This window comes from Achromobacter sp. ISS7 (assembly GCF_056523125.1).
Genome location: NZ_JAWRZD010000001.1, coordinates 6,894,567 through 6,914,124 on the forward strand (window position 1 = coordinate 6,894,567; position 19,558 = coordinate 6,914,124).

Below are 19,558 nucleotides of genomic sequence, written 5' to 3' on the forward strand. Positions count from 1 at the left end.
CTTCACGGAAACCTGAGTCCATGCCTTCTTCTTCCTTGCCTCACCGCCATCTTCCCCTGCTCGCGCCCCTGGCGCGCGCCGTCTTCATCGCGTTGACGGCCATCAGCGCCGTCCCGCCCGCATTGGCCCAGGACGCCGCGGCCACCCAGGCCACTCGCCGTTACGACGTGCCGCCCGGTCCGCTGGGGCTGGCGCTGGGCCGCTTTGCCGCCCAGGCGGGCGTGGTGCTGTCGTTCGACGCCAAGCTTACCCAGGGCAAGCAGAGCGCCGGCCTGCAAGGCGATTACGGCGTGGCGCCGGGCCTGGCGGCGATGCTGGCCGGCACCGGCCTGGAGGCCGTCAGCCAGGGCGGCAACCGCTACGGCCTGCGTAGCGCCAATACCCAGACACTGGCGCCGGTCGAGGTGCTGGGCGCGCGCGAACCCGTGCCCAGCGAGGGCACGGATTCCTACACGGTGGGCGTTTCGACCAGCGCCACGCGGTTGCCGATGACGCTGCGCGAGACGCCGCAGTCGGTCTCGGTGATGACGCGCCAGCGCCTCACCGACCAGGGCCTGAACACTCTGGAGGATGCCATCGTCAATACGCCGGGCCTGATCTTCAAGAAGAAGGGCTCGGCCGACGACAACGAAAAGGGCCTGTATGCCCGCGGCATGGAAATCACCAACATGCAGGTCGACGGCGTGCCGACCCACAAGGATTTCAACGCACTGGGGCTGGATACCGCGCTGTATGACCGCATCGAGGTGGTGCGCGGCTCCACCGGCCTGCTCAGCGGAGCGGGCAATCCCGCCGCCTCCATCAACCTGGTGCGCAAGCGGCCGACCCGCGAATTCGAAGCCGGCGTCGGCGCCAGCGTGGGATCGTGGGACTACCGGCGCACCGAGTTCGACCTGGGCAGCCCGCTGGACGAAGCCGGCAAGCTGCGCGGGCGCCTGGTGGGCGCCTGGCAGGAGGGCGGATCCTTCATCGACCGCGTCAAGCAGGATTCGCAATTGCTGTACGGCGTCGTCGAGGCGGACCTGACCGAACGCACCCTGCTGACGCTGGGCGCGGAATACCAGCGCAAGAAATGCACGGCGTGCTCGTACTTCGGCTTTCCCGCCTATTACGCCGACGGTTCCCAGACCGATTTCCGCCAGCGCTTCAATTCCGCCACCAACTGGAGCCGCCAGGAACGCACGCGCTACAACGTCTTCGCCACGCTCGACCATGAATTCTCGTCATCATGGAAAGGGTCGCTGACGCTATCACGCACCGGCGACGACAACGACCGCACCTATGGCTGGTTCAGCAGCAATGGCTGGGCCAATCCGCAGACCGGGCAGGGGGCGTCCGTGTGGGTCGCCAAGTGGCCGATCCCGAAGACCCAGAATGCGCTCGACGCCAGCCTGAGCGGCGCCTTCGACGCGCTGGGCCGCCGCCATGACGTGGTGCTGGGCGTGAGCCTTTCCCGCACCAAGGCCGACTACGACACCTACCGGCTGTGGACCGCGCCGGGCTACGACCCGGTCATTCCGGACATCCGCGCCTGGGATGGTGACATGCCGGAACCGCAGTGGCAGGTCAACGGCAAGCGCTACTACACCGAGAAGCAGAACGCGATCTATGGCGCGCTGCGCCTGCGCCCGACCGACGCGCTGTCGGTGGTGCTGGGCTCGCGCGTCACCTGGTGGGACCAGCAGGCGTCCTATACCTACACCGACGGTTCGGCCTATCCGGACAACATGCGCGAGCAGGGCGTGTACACCCCGTATGCCGGCGTGGTCTATGACCTGACGCCGACGCTGTCCGCCTACGCCAGCTACACCAGCATCTTCCTGCCGCAGCAGGCGCAGACCGTGTCGGGCAGCGGCATCGCGCCGATCAAGGGCAATACCTACGAGATCGGCCTGAAGTCCGCCTGGCTGGACGGCCGCCTGAACGGCGCGTTGGCGCTGTTCCGCACCCGCCAGGACAACTACGCCATGCTCGACGGCGACAAGCTCGCGCCCAATGGCGACAGCGCCTACGTCGCCGCCAATGGCGCGGTGCTGCGCGGGGTGGAAGCCGAGCTCAGCGGCGAACTCATGCCCGGCTGGCAGATGCAGCTGTCGTATGCGTACGTGGATCGCCGCCTGCCGACGGGCTTCTCGACCCAGGTCGGCCTGCCGCGCCACATCGCCAAGTTCTACACCACCTACCGCCTGCCTGGCGACTGGAGCGCCCTGACGGTGGGCGGCGGGGTGCGCTGGGAAAGCGCCAGCGGCTTCACCAGCCGCGGCCCGGGCGGCCGCGAGTTCGAGTCGTCGCAGGGCAGCTATGCCCTGCTGGACCTGATGGCGCGCTACCAGTTCAACCGCCAGTGGTCGGCCACGCTGAACCTGAACAACGTGCTGGACAAGAAGTACTACGCCAGCACCAACGTCTACAGCAACTACTACGGGGCGCCGTTCAGTGCGATGCTGGGGGTGAATTACCGCTATTGATCGGCTTGCCGTGCTCGCCGAAGCGGCCGATCAGCGTGGCGCTGGCCTCGTTCAGCCCACGCACCTCGACCCGCGCGCCGGCGCGCCGCAGCTTGACCACCACCCGGTCCAGCGCGCCGACGGCGGAGATGTCCCAGAAGTGCGCGGCAACCACGTCCAGCACCACGTGCGCCACCGGCTCCTTGAAGTCGACCATTTCCGCGAACCGGTCGGTCGACGCGAAGAACACCTGCCCCGCGAAGGCATACGTGCGGGTCGTGCCGTCTTCGGACAGGCGCGATTCGACCGTCAGCAGGCGCTTGACCTTGGCGGCGAAGAACACGCCGCTGAGCAGCACGCCGACCAGCACGCCGCGGGCCAGGTCGTGGGTCCACACCACCACGACCACGGTGGCGAGCATGACGACGGACGACTGCCAGGGATGGGTGCGCAGGTCACGCAATGAGCGCCAGCTGAACGTGCCGATGGAGACCATGATCATCACCGCGACCAGCGCCGGCATGGGTATCCGGGCCACCAGCGGCCCCAGCGCCACGATCAGGAACAGCAGGAACGCGCCGGCGACGAACGTGGACAGCCGGGTCGAGCCGCCGGATTTCACGTTGATGACCGACTGGCCGATCATCGCGCAGCCTCCCATGCCGCCGAAGAAGCCGGTGGCGAAGTTGGCGATGCCCTGGCCTTTGCATTCGCGCCGCTTGTCGCTGGGTGTGTCGGTCATGTCATCGACGATCCGGGCGGTCATCATCGATTCGAGCAGGCCCACCGCCGCCATCGTCAGCGAGTAGGGCAGGATGATGCGCAGGGTGTCCAGGGTGAAGGGCACCTCGGGCAGCCGGAAGACGGGCAGGGTGGAGGGCAGTTTGCCCATGTCGCCGACGGTATTGACATGCAAGCCGGCCAGGATGCTGAGGGTGGTGAGCACGATGATCGCGACCAGCGGCGAAGGGACCGCCCGCGTCACGCGCGGAAAAAGATAGATGATGGCGAGTCCGCCCGCCACCATGGCATAGGTGACCCAGGTGACATTGGTCAGTTGGGGCAGCTGCGCCATGAAGATCAGGATGGCGAGCGCGTTGACGAACCCGGTGACGACCGACCGGGACACGTACTGCATCAGCAGATCCAGCCGCAGGAAGCCGGCCAGGACCTGGATGACGCCCATCAGAACGGTGGCGGCAAACAGGTAGTCGACGCCGTGGTCACGTACCAATGGCGCGACCAGCACCGCGACGGCCGCCGTGGCCGCCGAGATCATGCCGGGCCGGCCGCCGACCAGCGAAATGATGACGGCGATCGAGAACGAAGCGTACAGGCCCACTTTGGGGTCGACGCCCGCGATGAGGGAAAAGCCGATGGCTTCCGGAATGAGCGCGAGGGCGACGACGATGCCCGCGAGGATGTCGGCGCGCGGACGGGCCAGCCAGTCGCGGCGCAGTGTGGAAAGAAAAGACATGATTTGGCCAACCTGAAGTCAGCAAGCGCGGCGTCGCTACGAAGGGGGAAGTGTTGGAGCGAGCCGAAAGTCGCTTGGAATTGTCCGAGGGATAGGCGCCCGGCCGAGCCACCCGGCGGTGCCGGGTCCACGAAGATCGCTGTCGCAGCGATGCGCATCCATTGCAGATGCGACGGCACGGATTTTACACAGCTTCGGTGACGCCTTGCTGACAGCGTCCCGCGCGGGAACTATGGCCCCGGCTTGGCGGCCGGCCAGCTCCAGTCGCTGGCCTACAGATCCGGTTGCAGCGCCTGGAACGCCGCCTGCGCGCCGGCCTGCCCCGGAAAGCGGCCGGACTTGTCCGGCCAGAACAGCTGCACGCAGGGGAAGTCATCGCCGCCGTGGAACCAGCGGTTCCAGCCCAGGTGCTCGGGGTAATGGGACTTGTCGACCGGCGCCAGCAGGGCGTCGAAGCCGCCGAAGATGCCCGCGGTGGGCACGCCGATCGGCGGCGGCTCGCCGGCCGCCACCGCGCGGTAGAGGCTCCACAGCACGTCATGCGTGACCTGCGGCGGCAGCGAGAACACGATGATTTCGGGAAATCCGTGTCCGACCCAGAAACCGGTGGTGAACGAGAAACCGGGCTGGCCTTCCGACTCGAAAATCTCGGTGCGGAACCAGCCGTGTTCACGGATCTGGCCGACGAAGCGCCGTTCGTCGGCATCCAGCACCTCGGGCGGGGCGTCCAGGGCGGTGGCGATATCGGGGGCGGCAGGCATGGCGTAGCTCGGACGGGAAGGGGCGCGGCCATTGTAATTCCGGCGCTGATGAAAAAAAGTCGTCTCCCCCCTGATACCTTTTGCTTTCTCGGCTGGCATACAGGCTATCTTCCCCAGTCCGAGAGGCTTTTCCATGCGTTCCCCTTCCGCCAGCCGCCGCGTGCTTTCCCTTGCCTTGCTGGCCGGCAGCCTGACCGCGGGTGCCGCGGCGCAGGCCCAGGCTCCCGCCACGTCCGCGCCGGTCGATATCCAGGCCCGCCAGGCCTATGACATCCCGCCCGGCCCGTTGGGCAAGACCATCGCCAGCTTTGCGTTGGCATCGGGCATTTCGTTGGCGTTCGAGCCGTCCTGGACCGATGGCCTGCACAGCCCCGGCGTGTCGGGCGAATTGAGCCGGGCCGAGGCGGCGCGGCGATTGCTGGCGGGCAGCGGGCTGGAAATGACGGCCCGCGCCGATGGCACCTATACCCTGCGCAAATCGGTCGCCGACGCCACCACGCTGCCGGCCATCACCGTGACAGGCGCGTCGGGCTATTCCGGCGCCAATCCCTATCTGGTCGGTGGCGCCACCACCGCGACCAAGACGGCGACCCCGTTGATGGAAACCACGCAGTCGATCTCGGTGGTGACGCAGGAGCGCATGGCAACGCAGGGCGTGCAGACCGTCACCGACGCGTTGAGCTACACGGCCGGCGTGCACGCCAACGTGGCGGGCGACAATCCCACCGACAACACGCTGATGGTGCGCGGCTTCCAGCAGCTCACCACCAACGCTTTCACCGACGGCCTGCGCAACAACAACACCGGCTACTTCGCGCCGGAGCCCTATGGCATGGACCGGATCGAGGTGCTGAAAGGGCCGTCGTCGGTCATGTATGGCCAGGGGTCGCCGGGGGGCATCATCAATGTCGTATCGAAGCGGCCCTTGTTCGAGTCGCACCGGGAAGTGGGCTTGTCGACCGGCAGCCACGACCGGTTGCAGGGAACCATGGACATTGGCGACGTCATCGACGCGCAGGGCACGCTGGCGTACCGCCTGGTGGCGCTGGGCCGCAATGCCGACAGCGGCATCGACGGCATTGCCGACGACCGCATCTACGTGGCGCCGAGCCTGACCTGGGCGCCGAGCGCGCGCACCTCGGTGACGCTGCTGACTTCGTACCAGAAGAACCGCAACCTGTTCACCAGCAATCTGCCGTATTCGGTGCTGGACGGCTCCAACCCCAACGGCCGCGTGCCGCGCCATCGCTCGCTGAACGAACCGGGGTTCGACAAGGAGCAGGGCGAACTGACCAATATCGGCTATGAACTGAGCCATGCGTTCTCGGATACCTGGACCTTCCAGCAGAATTTCCGCTACGGTCACTTCAAGGGCTTCGAAGACCAGTTGTTCCGCAACAGCGGCGTCATCAACGACACCATGATCGCGCGCTACTACCAGCTGCGTACGTACGACAGCGATACCTATTCCACCGACAACCGCCTGGTGGGCAAGTTCGCCACGGGCGCGCTGGACCATACGCTGCTGGCGGGCCTGGACTATCAATACAACAAGCGCAACGCCGACACGCAGACCGGCAACGCGCCGGCGATCAATATCTACCACCCGGTGCGGGTCAGCATCGACACGTCGCGCTACACCTCGCTGCTCAGCACCGAGGACAGCACGCGCCAGCTGGGCGTCTACCTGCAGGATCAGGTCAGGCTGGACCGCTGGGTGGCGACGTTGGCCGGGCGCTATGACTGGGTCAACCAGCGCAGCCGCAATCTCCTGCTGGGCACCCGCGCCGATTCCGCGGCCGAAGACTTCACCGGCCGCGCCGGGCTCGGCTACGCGTTCGACAGTGGTTTCTTCCCTTATGTCAGCTACAGCGAGTCCTTCTCGCCGCTGACGGGGTCGGACATCAACGGCGCGCAGTTCAAGCCGGAGACGGCCAGGCAGTACGAAGTGGGCGTGAAGTATCAGGCGCCGGGCTCCGACAGCTACGTGACGTTGGCGGCGTTCGACCTGCGGCGCCAGAACGTGTTGACGCCCAACCCGCAGAACACCTCGTTCAGCGTGCAGGAAGGCGAGGTGACCTCGCGTGGCATCGAACTGGAAGGCGTGCTGCGGCCGCTGCGCGGCTGGAACGTGATCGCGTCCTACACCTACAACGACGTCGAAGTCACCAAGGACAATCCCAACTTCGCGGGTCTGAGCAACAAGGGCAAGGCGCCGGTTCGCGTGCCGCGCCACCTGCTGTCGCTGTGGACCGATTACACCCTGTCCAGCGGGGCGCTGGACGGCCTGACGCTGGGCGCTGGCGTGCGCTATACGGGCAGCACCTTCGGCGACGCGCAGAACACCTTCAAGGTGCCGGCTTACACGCTGGTGGACGCCATGGTGGGCTATGACTTCGGCCGCGCGACGCCGTCGTTGAAGGGCTTGAGCGCCTCGCTCAACGTGCGCAACCTGACGGACAGGTATTACGTGGCGGGCTGCTTCCTGAACAGCGCTTGCCTGCTGGGCGCGGGGCGTAGCGTGGTGGCCAACGTGACCTACAAATGGTAGGGCGCAGGCCGGCCGGGCCGGCGTCTCAGGCCGGCCCCAGCGTGACCCAGTAGCCGCCCAGCCGGGAGGCGACCGCCACGGGATAGGTGGCGGCCAGCATCGCCAGAGCGCGGTCGGTGTCCGCCAGCGGGAAGGTGCCGGATACCCGCAGGTGGGCGACCGCCGGATCGCAGCGCGTGACGCCCTTGCGGTAGCGGGCCAGTTCGGCCACCACCTCGCCTAGCGGCATGGCATCGGCCAGCAACATGCCCTGGAGCCAGGCGCCGCTGGCGGGACTGAGCGGCGCGCTGTCGATGCCGCGCGCCGAGAAGTCTGCCTGCTCGCCCGCCGGCAGCACGCGCTGGTCCTGGCCGGTGGTGATGCGTACCGCGCCTTCCTGCACCGCGAGCTGGGTATGGTCGTCCTGCTGCCGCACGGTGAAGCGCGTGCCCAGTGCACGCAGCGTGCCGTCGCGGGTCCGGACCTCGAAGGGGCGCGGGTCGGCCGCGGTCTCGATATGGATCTCGCCGCTGCGCAACAGCACGGTGCGCTGGCCGGCGTCGTAGCGGATGTCGACGGCCGAGCCGGTGTTCAGCGTCAGCCGGGTGCCGTCGTCCAGGCGCAGGTCGCGGCGTTCGCCGGTGGCGCTGCGATAGTCGGCGGTCCAGCCTTCGGCATCGGACCAGCGCCACGCACCCCAGGCCGCCGGGGCCGCGACCAGCAGCGCCGCCAGCTTGGCCAGCGCCGCCCGGCGCGCGCGCGGACGATCCAGCGCCGGCATCGCGAGCGCGGCCGGCATGTTCCCCAGCTGGCCCATCAGGCGCTCGGCGCGTTGCCAGGCGTGTTCATGAGCCGGACTGCGCGCGCGCCAGGCCATCCAGGCGCGGTGATCGTCGGCCGAGACCGTGCCGGCATGCAGCACGACCAGCCATTCGGCGGCTTCATCGAGGATGGGGTTGTTCGCGGCGCTCATGCGTCGTCCATGCATGCCAGGCATTGCCGGAAGGCGCGCGCCATGTAGCGCTTGACGGTGATGAGCGATACGCCGATCTCGCGCGCGATGGCTTCATACGTCAGGCCCTCGATCTGCGACAGCAGGAAGGCGCGCCGCACGGGCGCCGGCAGGGCATCGAGCATGGCGTCGATCTCGTGCAGGGTCTGCAGGATGATGAGCTGGCGTTCGGGCGAGGGTGCCTGGTCTTCGGGCACCCTGGCCAGCGCGTCAAGATAGGCCTGCTCCAGCGCGCGGCGCTGATACCAGTTGACCAGGATGCCGCGGGCCACCGTGGTGAGGTAGGCGCGCGGTTCATGCAGGACCGCTGGCAGGCGGGAATCGAGGATGCGCGCGAAAGTGTCGTGGGCCAGGTCGGCCGCGTCGCCGACATTGCCGAGCCGCCGGCGCAGCCAATGCTGCAGCCAGGCATGGTGGTCGCGGTAGAGGGTGTGGACTTGCTGCCGCGGATCGCAGTGGTCAGCCTCCATGGGCGTCTCCCGGGGGCTGAGGTGGCAGCCTAAATGCAAATAAGAGTGTTTCGCATTTTATGGTATCGATTGCGCCGAGGCAATGCGGCGTTCTGCCGCCGTTGGCCCGCAGAACGCCGCGCCGCGGTTCGGTACACTGGCCCGCGGGACGTTGCCCGGACGGTTGCGATCGCATCGTGCGCGGCGTCGTCGCCGCGCGGGCGGCAGTCGTACGCCGCCTTTCCGACAACGATCATTTCCGGTTCCCGCTCCATGTCCGCTTCCCACGCCACGCTTGCCGCCGCGCTCCGTTCCCCGGTCACCTCCGCCGAATACGTGGAAACCCTCGAGGCGTTCTTCAAGCGCCCCGAGGTGCGCGCGTTCTACCAGGATGCCGAGGACCCGGCGCATACCGAAGCCAGCCTGCGGTTCTGCGCCGAGCTGTTGCCGTCCCTGCATCCCAGCCGCGCGTCGGCGCTGGCGCTGATGTGCGGTTCTCTGGTGGAGGACGGCGCTGATCCCGTCATCCTTTTCCCCACGCTGCAGGCGCTGCTGCGCCCCTGGCTGCAAGCGTTGCGGCCCTGCTGCGCGCTGGAGGTCGAGGAAGACGACACCGAGGTGGAGGAGGCCGACCGCCAGGCCTGGAACGATGCGGTGGCGCGGCTCGAAGCCATCCCCGCGGACCAGCGCTGGGCGTTCGATGCGCAGGTCGCGGCCATCGACACGCTGGTGCTGCCGATGATGGCGATGCTGATGCGCGACCAGCGCAATCACCAGGCGTTCGTCGCCGATGCCGAGCTGATGGACCTGCTCTACGCCATGACGACGCTCAATGACAGCGTGCCGTTCGAGCAGCTGCACTACCTGTGGCTGGCCTCGCGCATCAGCTACGAGGACGAGCTGGTGGTGGTGCTGCCGACGTCGGGAACGGGGTTCGTGGCGCGGGCGCATGGCATCAACAACAACTTCCATGCCTTCACGCTGCTGCAGAACCTGATGCGCGATCATGTCCAAGCCCTGGGCGTGCGGCGCGAGATCGCCGCGCGCGAGCCCGACGCCGAACGCGACAGCGCCGATTTCCAGTGGCTGCAGGCTGATGCCTACGCCGGCGGCAAGCTGCTGAACGACATGCGCCTGTCGTGGGGCGAGGCGGCGCTGCGCGACAACCAGGCCAAGGGCGGCAAGCGGGTGCTGATCGCGCTGGAGAGCGATGAAGGCCTGAAGCGCAACTGGTCGGGCTTCAATGGCGCGATCCATGATGCGCAGCAGCCGTCGATGACGTTCACGCGCTACCTGACGGCGGATGAGGTGGCGGCGTTCCTGGCGTGATCGACCGCCGGCCGTCGTGGCGGGCGGTTGCCCGGCCGCCCGGTATTGGCCTGGCCGGCTGCTCCATTGCTATACCAACGTATACGCCACATGACCTGTTCGGAACGCCGTCCCGGACCTACACTGCCGCCTGTTGCAACCCTAAGGAGCCCGCCGTGGAAGACGACGGAAGTACCAGAACCTACGGCGCATGCCGGGTATAGCGGGTCTGCACGTCTTTATTTTGCCAGCCGCCACGCCCACCCGGATCGTACCGGAGCCGCGACGGCTTGCATGCGCCACCTGAATCCCTAGCGGGCGAAATCGCCTGTTTCCAGGAGACGCGCATGCTGTCCCATATCCTGTCCCCCAACCCCGAGCGCCGCGCGGCCCCCGCGCCGGCCTTCATCAACCTGACGTTCTACGGCAGCCCCGCGGTGCTGGCCCTGATCCGCAAGCGCCTCTACGAAGAGCTGCGTCAGCGGTCGGAAACCGTGGCCGACGTGCGTTATTCGACCGACGGCGAACAGGCCTGCACCGCCATCAGCCTGCGCAGCGACAGCGGCAATCCCTGGCCCGTGATCACGTGGCTCAGCGATCTGTGCCGCGAGCTCGGTGTGCATACGCTGCGTGTCGGCGTGGCGCCGGCGCCGCGCGCGCAGGCGCCGGCCGTTCCCGTCCCGCATTGATTCCGCCTTACCCGATTCTCAATATCCACCAAGCCCGCGCGGGCCGTGGACGGGGGACGCTCGCGCCTTGAAAATGGCGGGCTCCCACCGGCGGTGCGCGGGTGGGAGCAGCGAACATGAAGCAAGTCCAAGAAGCCTCGTTGCCGGCCCCGCGCGGGCCACGCAGCGAGAAGACCTCCGCGGCCGGCGCCGCGCAGGGCAAGAACCGCACGATGCCGGTGGCGCGCCATGCCGGCCTGTCGGTGCACGAAAGCCTGCAGACGCTGCAGACGCAGCGCGCCGGCCTGAGCGATGCCGAGGTCGCCGCCCGGCGCGCCGTCGATGGCCTGAACGAGGTCGCGCACGACAAGCCGGCGCCCGCGTGGCTGCAATTGCTGCGCGCCTTCCGCAATCCCTTCATCCTGGTGCTGCTGGGCCTGGCGGCGGTGTCTTACTTCACCGACATCCAGTTCGCCGCGCCCGCCGACCGCGACTGGACCGGCATCACCATCATGCTGACGATGGTGACGATCAGCGGCCTGCTGCGCTTCATCCAGGAATACCGCTCGGGCCGCGCCGCCGAGAAACTCAAGTCGATGGTGCGCAGCACCGCCACGGTGGTCCGCCGCGACAGCCACTCCAGCGAGCCGGTGCGGCGCGAACTGCCGATGAACGAACTGGTGCCGGGCGACATCGTCGAACTGCAGGCCGGCGACATGATCCCGGCCGACATCCGCCTGCTGCAATCGCGCGACCTGTTCATCAGCCAGGCGATCCTGACGGGCGAAGCGCTGCCGGTCGAGAAGTACGACACGCTGGGCAACGTCAGCGCCAAGCGCGCCGAGGCGCAAGCGGGCGAGAACGCCGACCTGCTGGACCTGGCCAACATCTGCTTCATGGGCACCAACGTGGTCAGCGGCACCGCTACCGCGGTGGTGGTGGGCATCGGGCCGAACACGTATTTCGGCTCGCTGGCCAAGAACGTGGTGTCGACCAAGCGGGTCGAGACCAGCTTCGACCGCGGCGTCAACAGCGTGTCGTGGCTGCTCATCAAGTTCATGCTGGTGATGGTGCCGATCGTGTTCGTCATCAACGGCGTCACCAAGGGCGACTGGGTCACCGCGCTGACCTTCGCGCTGGCGGTGGCGGTGGGGCTGACGCCGGAAATGCTGCCGATGATCGTCTCGGCCAACCTGGCCAAGGGCGCGGTGGCGATGGCGCGGCGCAAGGTGGTGGTCAAGCGGCTCAACTCGGTGCAGAACTTCGGCGCGATGGATGTGCTGTGCACCGACAAGACCGGCACGCTGACGCAGGACCGCATCATCTTGGAGCACCACTTCAACGTCGACGGCGACATCGACGACCAGGTGCTGCGCCTGGGTTGGCTGAACAGCGCCAACCAGAGCGGCCAGCGCAACCTGATGGACCGCGCCATCCTGGCCCGGGCGCGCGAGCTGCGCGGCTGGGACCGCAGCGCGCACCACGAGAAGGTCGACGAGATTCCGTTCGACTTCGTGCGCCGGCGCCTGTCGGTGGTGGTGCGCAGCGTCGATGGCGGCCTGGAGATGATCACCAAGGGCGCGGTCGAGGAAATGCTGGCGGTGAGCTCGGGCGTGATGATCGACGGGCAGGAGCGTCCGCTGGACGCCGCCATGCGCAAGCGTCTGCTGCGCAGCGCCGAGGCCTACAACCGCGACGGCTTCCGGGTGCTGGTGGTGGCGTCGCGCCGCCTCGAGGACAGCGGCCGCACGCAGTTCCAGGCCAGCGATGAAAGCGGGCTGGTGGTGCGCGGCTTCCTGACGTTCCTGGATCCGCCCAAGGATTCGGCGCGGGCCGCGATCCGCGCGCTCAATGACTACGGCGTGGCGGTGAAGGTGCTGACCGGCGACAACCCCATCGTGGCGGCCAAGGTCTGCCGCGAAGTGGGCCTGGATCTGGGCGACGACGATGCGCGGGTGCTGCTGGGCGCCGACATCGAGCAGATGGACGACGTGACGCTGTGCCGCCGCGCCGAGACCGCGGTGCTGTTCGCCAAGCTGACGCCGCTGCAGAAGTCGCGGGTGGTCAAGGCGCTGCAGGCCAACGGCCATACCGTGGGCTTCCTGGGCGACGGCATCAACGATGCCCCCGCGCTGCGCGACGCCGACGTCGGTATCTCGGTGGACAGCGGCGCCGACATCGCCAAGGAAACCGCCGACATCGTGCTCCTGGAAAAGGACTTGATGGTGCTGGAGCAAGGCGTCATCAAGGGCCGCGAGACCTTCGGCAACATCCTCAAGTACCTGAACATGACCGCCAGCTCGAACTTCGGCAACGTGTTCTCGGTGCTGGTGGCGTCGGCCTGGCTGCCGTGGGAACCGATGCTGTCGCTGCAGCTGCTGATCCAGAACCTGGTGTACGACATCTCGCAGCTGACGCTGCCGTGGGACCGCATGGACGACGAGTTCCTGAAGAAGCCGCGCAAGTGGGAAGCGGGCAACATCCAGCGCTTCATGCTGTGGCTGGGACCCACCTCGTCGGTGTTCGATATCACCACGTATTTCCTGATGTGGACGGTGTTCGGCGCGGGCGCGGCCTATGCCCTGCATGGCGGCGACGGCGGCCAGACCATCATGAACTCGGGCTGGTTCATCGAGGGCCTGGTGTCGCAGACTTTCGTGGTGCACATGCTGCGTACCCGCAAGATCCCCTTCCTGCAGAGCACGGCGTCGCTGCCGGTGCTGTTGTCCACCACCGCCGCGATCGCGCTGGCGTGCTGGCTGCCGTTCTCGCCGATCGCCGAGTCCATCGGGTTCGTGGCCCTGCCGCCGATCTACTTCGGCTGGCTGGCGCTGACCATCCTGGCCTACATCGCGCTGACGCAGCAGGTCAAGACCCTCTACATCCGCCGCTACGGCCGGTGGTACTGACATGCCGGGAGAGACGACATGGAAAAGGCTTTCGAGGAAATGCGCAAGTTCTCGCGTGACATGCACGCCTACGAGATCGAACGGGCCGCCTTCCGCCAGTCGGGGCAGGCGCCGGACCTGCCGGATGGCCCGCTGATCCCGCTGCGGCTGTTATTGCCGATGCTGTTGGCGTGGACCTTGGGCGTGGGCGGGATCCTGTGTTTCCTGCCCTGACGACGCAACGGAGAATCGGGCGGCCGGGCGCCGCCCGATTGCGTCAGGCGATGCCGTGCAGCGCCTGGATCACGCCGAGCGCGATCCAGATGCCGACGAGCACGGCGCCGCGGACGATCCAGAGGGTCTTGATGGACGGTTTCATGGGGGGGCTGCCGGTAGGCGTTGGCGGGGCGGCGCGGCCTGGGGGCGCGCCGTGGGGGGACCCGAAAATTATAGGAACCGGCCTCCGCGCGGGCGAGATGCCGTTGGGATGGCGGGCATATACCTTGGTATATGCCGGCTTTCCGAAAGCGCGCCGGGGCCCGCGCCTGTCTCTACAATGGCATCTCGCGGCGTGCGGCCATCGGGGCCAGGCGCCGGCGTCCATTCAACGGGGTCGCAGCGCCATGTTCCTCAAGCCGGCCAGGTATCTGAAGCAACGCCCCGGCGCGGGCGTCGCGCTGCTGGTGGCGCTGATGGCCGTGATATTCCTGGCGGATACCTTCACCCGCCTGGAAATCGCCGTGGCGGTGTTCTACGTGGCCGTGATCCTGGCGGCGTTGAGCTTCCTGCCGCGGCGCGGCGTCACCCTCGTCGCGGTGGCGTGCGCGGCGTTGACGCTGCTCAGCCTGTACCTCACGCCCAACGGCGGCGTGCTGCGCGAACTGGGGCTGATCAATGCGCTCATCAGCATTGCCGCCATCGGCGTGACCACCTACCTGGCGCTCAAGCGGGCGGCGGCCGAGGACGCGGCATTCGAGGCGCGCACGCAGCTGGCGCGCATGGCGCGCATCCACAGCCTGGGCGAGCTGACCGCCTCGATCGCCCACGAGATCAACCAGCCGCTGGCGGCCATCGCCACCAGCGGCAGCGCCTGCCAACGCTGGCTGGAGCACGATCCGCCCAACATCGAACGGGCCTTGCGCGCCCTGCAGCGCATGACCGGCGACGTGCACCGCGCCAGCGAGGTGGTGGCGCGCATCCGCCGCGATGCGCGCAATGCCGCGCCGCAACGCGAGCGGCTGGACCTGGCCGAGGTCATCGGCGAGGTGCTGGAACTGGCCGGCGGCGAGCTGGCGAGCAACGAAGTGGTGGTGTCCACCCGCATCCAGGAGCGCGTGCCGGCGGTGCTGGGCGACCGCGTGCAGCTGGGGCAGGTGCTCGTCAACCTGGTGCTCAACGCCATCGAGGCGATGCAGCAGACGCCGGCCGGCGCGCGCCAGCTGACGCTGCGCCTGTCGAGCCAGGAGGCGGGGCAGGTGCAGTGTTCGTTGACCGATACCGGTCCGGGCCTGACGCCGCAGGCGCGCGAACGCCTGTTCGATACTTTCTGGAGCACCAAGCCCGAGGGCACCGGCCTGGGCCTGACCATCAGCCGCGGCATCATCGAAAGCCATGGCGGCCGGTTGTGGGCCGAGCCGGCCGCGCGCGAGGGCGCGGTGTTCTGTTTCATGCTGCCGGCGGCGGCCGAGGATGAGTCTTCATGATCGCAAGCACGCGGCCCGAGCCGGCCACCATCCACATCGTCGATGACGACGCCTCGCTGCGCGAGTCGCTGGAAGACCTGATGCATTCGGTCGGCCTGCCGGTGCGCGGCTACGGCTCGGCGCAGGAATTCCTGGACGCCGATCCGGGCGCCGGCCCCGCCTGCCTGGTGCTGGATGTGCGCTTGCCGGGGCAGAGTGGCATGGATCTGCTGCGCCGCCTGCAGCAGGCGCGGCGGCGCATGCCGGTGGTGATGATCACCGGCCACGGCGACATTCCCATGTCGGTCGCGGCGATGAAGCTGGGCGCGGTGGATTTCCTGACCAAGCCGTTTCGCGACCAGGATCTGCTGGACACGATCCACGCCGCGGTGGAAAAGGATCGAGCGCAACTGGCCAACGCGTCGGGTTCGGACGAGGTCCAGGCCCGCTGGGACACCTTGACCGACGGCGAGAAGGCGGTGATGGAGCGGGTGGTGCGCGGCATGCTGAACAAGCAGATCGCGGCCGAGCTCAATGTCAGCGAGATCACGGTCAAGGTGCGGCGCGGGCGCGTCATGCGCAAGATGCAGGTGCGCACGCTGGCGGACCTGGTGCGCGCGGGCGGGCAGTTGGGCGGCTAGCGTTCGTCGTGTCGCAATGCCTGGCGGCGGCGGGTGCGCCCGCCACCGGCAGGGAACCCCGCGCCGCGCGTGGGCGGTCGGCCCGCCTCAGTCCGGCTTGCCCGGCGGCTGCGCCGCGGCGCGCCACAGGTCGAGGAAGTGGCGCTTCTTGAGCGGGTCCAGGTACACCAGCAAGCCCACGCCCAGCGCCACGGGACGCACGCCCGCCGCCGGCACCACCGAGGCGCTGACGGGCCGCATGCCGGACTGGCGCGCGAGCATGTCCTGGCCGCGAGGCGACAGCAGGTAGTCGAGGAAGCGCGCGCCCAGGTCGGCGCGCGGCGCCTGCCGTGGAATGATGGCCGAGCGCGACAGCATCAGGGTGTAGTCCTGCGGGTAGATGATGGCCAGCGGCGCGCCCTGGTCGATGCGGTGGCGGGTATAGGATTCCAGCAGGTTGTAGGCCAGCGTGGTGTCGCCGCGCTGCAGCTTGTCGAGCGCGTGTTCGGTCGATTCGTGCACGCTGACGCCGTTGCGGCCGAAGGCGGCCAGCAGCGCGCCGGCCAGGCTGTCCAGGCGCGCGTCCTGGGTGGCGGCCAGGTAGCCGATGCCGCTGCCTTCGACGTCGTAGGTCGAGATCCGGCCGGCCAGCGGCTGGTCGGGCGCCTGCAGCAACGCCAGCAGTTCGCGGCGGGTGCGCGGCGCGCGCGCGGCGTCGAGCTTGCGGGTGTCGTAGACCATCACGATGGGGTCGGTGCCGATGCTGAAGACCTCGTCGCGCCAATTGGCCCAGGCGGGCAGGGCGCGGGTGTCCGGCGACACATGCGGCTGCGCGTGGCCGTCGTTGACCAGCTTGGTCTGCAGGTCCATGGCGCTGCTGATGACCAGGTCGGGCCCGGCCTTCTCGCCCGGCGCCTGCGCGGCGCGGCTCACCACTTCGGCATATAGGGCCTGGGTCGACAGCTCGGTGTATTCGAGGCGCACGCCGGGATTGAGCTGGCTGAAGTCTTCCAGCACGCCGCGAAACACCTGCACGCTGTTGGATGCGTGCAGCACCAGCACGTTCCTGCTGTCCGCCGGACCCAGCGACAGGCCGTCGGCGCTGGTCTCGGCGGCAAGGCTGGCGCTGGCCAGGAGCAGGGCGGCGCCGGCCGCGGCCAGGCGTGAGAGCAGCGCAAGTCTAGGCGTCATGGGCGTTGGCGGGGAGGAGGACGGAGGCTTCGAGGCCGCCGCCGGGGCGGTTGCTGAGACTGAGGCGGCCCTGGTGGATGTCGACCACGCGCTTGATGATGGACAGCCCCAGGCCTGCGCCGGGCGTGCGCGGATTGGGGCCGCGCGAGAAGCGCTCGAAGGCGCTTTGCGCCAGCGCGGGCGGGATGCCCGGCCCCTGGTCGGCCACGGTGATGCGCCAGCCGGCGTCCTGGCGCTCGAGCCGGACGTCGATGTGGCCATCGGCCGAGGCGCCATGGCGCAGGGCGTTGTCGATCAGGTTCTTGAAGGCCTCGCGCAGCATCAGGCTGTCGCCCGCGATGCGGGGCGGCGCGCCATCTTCCGCGTCGGGCAGGTGCAGCCGCACGTCGGGCTGCGGGTCGGCCTGCGGCACGGTGTCGTAGACGGCCTGGGACAGCAGTTCGGCCAGGTCCACCGGGGCGAACTTGCGCACGTTGCTGCGGTGGATGACGCTGGCGTCGCTGAGCAGCTGGTTCACCAGCCGCGACAGCTTCTCGGCATTGCGCAGCACCGCCAGCAGGCTGCGGCGCTGCTCGGCCGGGTCTTCCTCGTCCAGCGCCACTTCCATCTGCGCGTGCAGCGCGGCCAGCGGCGTGCGCAGCTGGTGCGCGGCCTCGGCGATGAACAGGCGCAGGGTGTCCAGGTTTTCCGACAGCCGCGCCATGAAGCCGTCGAGCGAATGCACCAGCGTGTCCAGTTCCTCGGGCACGGGCGCGGCGATCGGATGCAGGTCGGCGGCGCTGCGCGCGGCCAGTTCGCGCTCGATGCGCCGGATCGGCGACAGCGAGCGCTGCAGGCCCCAGTAGGCCAGCGCCAGCGCCGCCGCGGTGAAGCCGATCAGCGTCAGCGTGCCCTGCCACAGGATGCTCTCGGCCAGCGCGTTGCGGGCTTCGCGCGTCTGCGCCACCTGGATCAGCGCGCTCTCGGTGGCGCGCGGGCCGGCGATCTTGCGTTCCATCCAGGCCACGCGCACGGGCTGGCCCTGGTAGTCGGTGGTGAACAGCTGCGGCGCGGCGCCGGCGTCGGCGCCGTGGCCGGGCGGGGCGGACAGGTCGGCGTAGCCGGAGATCAGCGCGCCGTCGGCGGCCGCCACGCGGTAGAACACGCGGTCGCGCGGCGCCTGTTCCAGCAGCGCCAGGGCGGCGTAGGGCATGTCCATCTGCCATTCGCCCTGCACCAGCTGCAGGCTGTCGGCCATCGACAGGACCGAGGCGCGCAGCAGTTGATCGTAGGTGGTGTCGGCGGTCTGCTGCGCATAGCCGCGCACCAGCAGGTACAGCGTGCCCAGCCCCGCCACGAACAGCGCCAGCAGCATCGCCAGCAGGCGCCGGCGCACGGAAATGCGGCGGGACCGCACCGCCTCAGTCCCGCGGCGCCGCGGCGGCGTCGGCATCCTCGACCGCCGTCAGCAGATAGCCGGTGCCGCGCTGCGTCTCGATGCGCAGCGGCGACCCTTCCAGCTTCTTGCGCAGCCGCGCGATATAGACCTCGATGGCATTGGGCGCGGCATCATCATCGAACGCGAACAGCTTGTTGGCGATCTCGGCCTTGCTGACCGCGCGGTTCATGCCGGCCAGCAGGATCTCGAGCAGGCTGTACTCGCGCTTGGGCAGATCGATGCGCTGCCCCGCCAGGCTGACCTGCCGCGCCGCGCTGTCGATCACCAGTTCGCCAAACCGCAACACCCCCGCCGCCTGCACGCTGGGCCTGCGCAACAACGCCCGGCAACGCGCCTCCAGCTCACGAAAGTCGAACGGCTTGGCCAGGTAATCATCGGCCCCCGTATCCAGCGCATGGACCCGATCCTCGATATCGATCCGCGCCGTCAACGCCAGCACCGGCGTCTTGCTGCCCCGATCCCGCAACCGATGCAGGATCTCGAACCCCGACATGCGCGGCAGCCCGATATCCAATATCACCAAGTCAAAGGTCTCGTACTGCAACACCCCATCCGCGCTCAACCCATCACTCTGGCAATCGACCGCATGCCCAAGACGACGCAGCCGACGCACAAGCGCGTCGGCCAGATCCTCATCATCCTCGATCACCAGAATTCGCATGCGCGAATTGTCGCATAGCGTTCCACACCTCCGTCACGACATCCGTCCCCCTGTAACCCCCTGTCATAAAGCCCTTTCCTCTCCACCAGCGCACAGCGCACACCGCCCCGCATCCCCCACCGCGAATGCCGTTTGGGCCGCCCGCGCGGCCCAAAAAGGCGGCCCCCCAAACCCGCCCCATGCCGTCGAGGTCCAGCAACGCATCAAACCAAGAAACCGGTAGTCCGGGGCGGGGTGGGTGTGGCGGAGCGCGCCGTCAGATGCGCCCGACGGAATCCGAAGGAGTCGCCGAAGGCGAAGACGAGGATGAGGAAGGGGCAGTCCGGAGCGAACGCTCCGGACCGCAATCGTAGGCGCGCTCCGCCACACCCACCCCGCCCCGGACGGCCTACACCCCTTCTTTGCTCAACACCCCCCATCCGACCC

General features: G+C 68.4%; 15 protein-coding genes and 1 other annotated feature. Of the genes, 8 read left to right on the forward strand and 7 right to left on the reverse strand.

Features of this window, described 5'->3' with window-relative positions; all coding sequences use genetic code 11:
• Positions 1-20 precede the first annotated feature (20 nt).
• Positions 21-2,468 carry a TonB-dependent siderophore receptor gene (locus AC1HFW_RS31385; protein ID WP_479286412.1) on the forward strand — a complete coding sequence of 816 codons (2,448 nt, stop codon included), beginning with the start codon at positions 21-23 and terminating at the stop codon, positions 2,466-2,468.
• Here the strand turns inward: AC1HFW_RS31385 and AC1HFW_RS31390 are convergent.
• Entirely contained in the window at positions 2,434-3,924 is a 1,491-nt protein-coding gene (locus AC1HFW_RS31390) for a SulP family inorganic anion transporter (RefSeq protein WP_479286414.1), read from the reverse strand. The genes AC1HFW_RS31385 and AC1HFW_RS31390 overlap by 35 nt on opposite strands.
• Before the next feature lie 78 nt (positions 3,925-4,002).
• Positions 4,003-4,056 (reverse strand) — a sequence feature (sul1 is cis-regulatory element that is thought to sense ions involved in sulfur or methionine metabolism; They are found in Alphaproteobacteria).
• Positions 4,057-4,196: 140 nt separating this feature from the next.
• Positions 4,197-4,685, reverse strand: coding sequence for a DUF4262 domain-containing protein (locus AC1HFW_RS31395; protein WP_479286416.1), 489 nt, complete (start codon positions 4,683-4,685; stop codon positions 4,197-4,199).
• A 133-nt stretch (positions 4,686-4,818) separates the two neighbouring features.
• Between AC1HFW_RS31395 and AC1HFW_RS31400 the strand changes: the two genes are divergently transcribed.
• Entirely contained in the window at positions 4,819-7,236 is a 2,418-nt protein-coding gene (locus tag AC1HFW_RS31400) for a TonB-dependent siderophore receptor (RefSeq protein WP_479286417.1), read from the forward strand.
• A gap of 25 nt (positions 7,237-7,261) precedes the next feature.
• Here the strand turns inward: AC1HFW_RS31400 and AC1HFW_RS31405 are convergent, their stop codons facing one another.
• Together AC1HFW_RS31405 and AC1HFW_RS31410 are read right to left on the reverse strand one after the other, a co-directional pair.
• Complete coding sequence (locus AC1HFW_RS31405) at positions 7,262-8,188, reverse strand: FecR domain-containing protein (RefSeq protein ID WP_479286418.1); 927 nt, start codon at positions 8,186-8,188, stop codon at positions 7,262-7,264.
• Entirely contained in the window at positions 8,185-8,697 is a 513-nt protein-coding gene (locus AC1HFW_RS31410; RefSeq protein WP_241072915.1) for a sigma-70 family RNA polymerase sigma factor, read from the reverse strand. The genes AC1HFW_RS31405 and AC1HFW_RS31410 overlap by 4 nt, the downstream gene beginning before the upstream one ends.
• A 252-nt stretch (positions 8,698-8,949) precedes the next feature.
• Here AC1HFW_RS31410 and AC1HFW_RS31415 point away from each other — a divergent pair, with 252 nt between their 5' ends.
• The 6 genes from AC1HFW_RS31415 to AC1HFW_RS31440 all read left to right on the forward strand — a co-directional run bounded on the left by AC1HFW_RS31415 (position 8,950) and on the right by AC1HFW_RS31440 (position 15,863).
• Complete coding sequence (locus AC1HFW_RS31415; protein WP_479286420.1) at positions 8,950-10,005, forward strand: hypothetical protein; 1,056 nt, start codon at positions 8,950-8,952, stop codon at positions 10,003-10,005.
• A 326-nt stretch (positions 10,006-10,331) separates the two neighbouring features.
• Positions 10,332-10,673 (forward strand): hypothetical protein, encoded by a 342-nt coding sequence (locus AC1HFW_RS31420; protein ID WP_479286422.1) that lies wholly within the window; start codon positions 10,332-10,334, stop codon positions 10,671-10,673.
• Between the two features lie 116 nt (positions 10,674-10,789).
• A complete protein-coding gene (gene mgtA, locus AC1HFW_RS31425; protein WP_479286423.1) occupies positions 10,790-13,561 on the forward strand; it encodes a magnesium-translocating P-type ATPase in 2,772 nt (923 codons plus the stop codon).
• Between the two features lie 18 nt (positions 13,562-13,579).
• The gene (locus AC1HFW_RS31430; RefSeq protein WP_061072232.1) at positions 13,580-13,774 is read left to right on the forward strand and encodes a hypothetical protein; all 195 of its coding nucleotides are present in this window, start codon (positions 13,580-13,582) and stop codon (positions 13,772-13,774) included.
• A gap of 389 nt (positions 13,775-14,163) precedes the next feature.
• The gene (locus AC1HFW_RS31435) at positions 14,164-15,243 is read left to right on the forward strand and encodes a sensor histidine kinase (protein ID WP_006393349.1); all 1,080 of its coding nucleotides are present in this window, start codon (positions 14,164-14,166) and stop codon (positions 15,241-15,243) included.
• The gene (locus AC1HFW_RS31440) at positions 15,240-15,863 is read left to right on the forward strand and encodes a response regulator transcription factor (RefSeq protein ID WP_006393350.1); all 624 of its coding nucleotides are present in this window, start codon (positions 15,240-15,242) and stop codon (positions 15,861-15,863) included. The genes AC1HFW_RS31435 and AC1HFW_RS31440 overlap by 4 nt, the downstream gene beginning before the upstream one ends.
• Before the next feature lie 87 nt (positions 15,864-15,950).
• Here AC1HFW_RS31440 and AC1HFW_RS31445 read toward each other — a convergent pair whose 3' ends face one another.
• From AC1HFW_RS31445 to AC1HFW_RS31455, 3 genes are read right to left on the reverse strand one after another with little or no spacing between them, the layout of a single operon-like run.
• Entirely contained in the window at positions 15,951-17,033 is a 1,083-nt protein-coding gene (locus AC1HFW_RS31445; RefSeq protein WP_479286424.1) for an ABC transporter substrate-binding protein, read from the reverse strand.
• Positions 17,023-18,429 carry a sensor histidine kinase N-terminal domain-containing protein gene (locus AC1HFW_RS31450; RefSeq protein ID WP_479286425.1) on the reverse strand — a complete coding sequence of 469 codons (1,407 nt, stop codon included), beginning with the start codon at positions 18,427-18,429 and terminating at the stop codon, positions 17,023-17,025. The genes AC1HFW_RS31445 and AC1HFW_RS31450 overlap by 11 nt, the downstream gene beginning before the upstream one ends.
• A 4-nt stretch (positions 18,430-18,433) precedes the next feature.
• Positions 18,434-19,132 (reverse strand): response regulator transcription factor, encoded by a 699-nt coding sequence (locus tag AC1HFW_RS31455; RefSeq protein WP_061072227.1) that lies wholly within the window; start codon positions 19,130-19,132, stop codon positions 18,434-18,436.
• Positions 19,133-19,558 lie beyond the last annotated feature (426 nt).